Consider the following 1,996-nt stretch of genomic DNA (forward strand, 5'->3'; position numbering starts at 1 on the left):
GTCGTACCCCTTGCGCAGCGGGAGGACGCCGGCCCAGTGGGGCAGGGCGAGGTCCTCGGGCTCGTCGTTGACGCCACCGGTGCGGAGCTTGGCGGAGACCTCCTCGAGGTCGAGGCGGATCACCGCGGTGGCCGCCAGCTCCTTCCTGTCGGCCGGGCGGGAGTCGGCGGCGCGCCCCGGTACGACGTGGTCGACCAGGGCGTCGAGGGCCCGGCGCTTCTCCCCGGGGTCGGTCACGTCGTGCGCGAGGCCGTGCACCACCACCGAGCGGTAGTTGACCGAGTGGTGGAAGGCCGAGCGGGCCAGCACCAGCCCGTCGACGTGGGTGACGGTCAGGCAGACCGGGAGACCGGCGTCGGCCCGGCCCGCCGCGCGCAGGGGGCGCGAGCCGGTCGAACCGTGCACGTAGAGCCGCTCACCGACCCGGGCGTACAGCGTGGGCAGCACCACCGGGGCGCCGTCGCGCACGAACCCGAGGTGGCAGACGTAGCCCTCGTCGAGTATCGCGTGCACCAGGTCCCTGTCGTACGCGGCCCGGCCGGGGGAGCGGGTGGGGACGGTGCGCCCGGTGGGCGGGTAGACGGCGGCGGTCCGCGGCTGCGGCGGTGGGGTCCCCTGCATGGCGCTCTCCATTGTACTAGTGCATAATTGGGTTTGTGCTAGGAGAGTATCGGATCAGTGGACGGCGTGCAGCGGAGATTTCCGCGAGCATCGAGCGCGCGGTGGGGGAGGGAGAGCTGCTTCCCGGCGAACTGCTTCCCCCCATGCGGGAGTTGGCGACGCGACTGGGGGTGAACCCGAACACCGTCGCGGCCGCGTACCGGACCCTGCGGGAGCGCGGGGTCATCGAGACCGCGGGCCGCCGGGGGAGCAGGGTGCGGCCCAAGCCGGCCACCACGGCGCGCGACGCCATCCGGGTGGAGGTGCCGGAGGGGGTGCGGGACGTGTCCGACGGCAACCCGGACCCCGCGCTGCTGCCCCCGCTGGCCGAGGCGTTCGCCGCGGCGGCCGGGCTCGGCGACCGGGAGCCGGTGCTCTACGGGCACGCCCCGGTGGAACCCGGACTCGCGCGCCTCGCGCGGGCCGGGCTGGACGCCGACGGGGTTCCGGACGGGCCCGTCGTCGTCACCTCCGGCTCGCTGGACGCCGTGGAGCGGGTGCTCGCGGCGCACCTCAGACCCGGGGACGCCGTCGCCGTGGAGGACCCCGGGTGGGGAAGCGTGCTGGACCTGGTCCCGGCGCTCGGGCTGCGCACCGTCCCCGTCGGCGTCGACGACGAGGGGCCGCTCCCCGGCGACGTACGGCGCGCCCTGGCGGGCGGGGCCCGGGCGCTGATCGTCACCGACCGCGCGCAGAACCCGACCGGCGCCGCGCTGAGCGCCGACCGCGCGCGTGCCCTGCGGTCGGTGCTGGCCGACCACCCGGAGACGCTGCTGATCGAGGACGACCACGGGCACCACATCGTCGACCTCCCGCTGCACCCCCTCGCGGGCACCACCCGCAGCTGGGCCTTCGTGCGTTCGGCGGCCAAGGCGTACGGCCCCGACCTGCGGCTCGCGGTGCTCACCGGGGACGCCGTCACGCTCGACCGGGTGCGCGGACGGCAGCGCCTCGGACCCGGCTGGGTGAGCAGGCTCGTCCAGCGCGCGGTGGTAGGGCTGTGGACCGAGGGAGCGGTGGACCCGGCGGCCGTGGCGGCGGCGTACGGACGGCGCCGGGACGCGCTGATCGGGACGCTCGCCCGGCGCGGGATCGCGGCGTACGGGCGCAGCGGCATGAACGTGTGGGTGCCCGTGCCGGACGAGACCGGCGCCGTCGCCCGGCTGCTGCACGCCGGCTGGGCGGTGGCCCCCGGTGCCCGCTTCCGGATGAGCGCGCCGCCGGGCATCCGCGTCACCGTCTCGACGCTCACGCAGGACGAGACCGAACTCCTGGGCGAGGCGATCGCCGCGGCGCTCGGACCGGGCGGGGAGCCGTCGAGGACGTACGTCTAGCG

2 protein-coding genes are annotated in these 1,996 nt (G+C 76.1%); one reads left to right on the top strand and one right to left on the bottom strand.

What is annotated here, in order from left to right:
• On the bottom strand, positions 1 to 621 hold a 621-nt coding region (locus B7L92_RS30685; protein WP_081240602.1), incomplete at its 3' end, for a pyridoxamine 5'-phosphate oxidase family protein.
• Between the two features lie 35 nt (positions 622 to 656).
• Between B7L92_RS30685 and B7L92_RS30690 the strand changes: the two genes are divergently transcribed.
• Entirely contained in the window at positions 657 to 1,994 is a 1,338-nt protein-coding gene (locus B7L92_RS30690; RefSeq protein ID WP_081240603.1) for an aminotransferase class I/II-fold pyridoxal phosphate-dependent enzyme, read from the top strand.
• Positions 1,995 to 1,996: the final 2 nt, after the last annotated feature.

Origin of the sequence: Streptomyces viridosporus (genome assembly GCF_002078235.1) — a bacterium.
GTDB lineage: Bacteria > Actinomycetota > Actinomycetes > Streptomycetales > Streptomycetaceae > Streptomyces > Streptomyces viridosporus.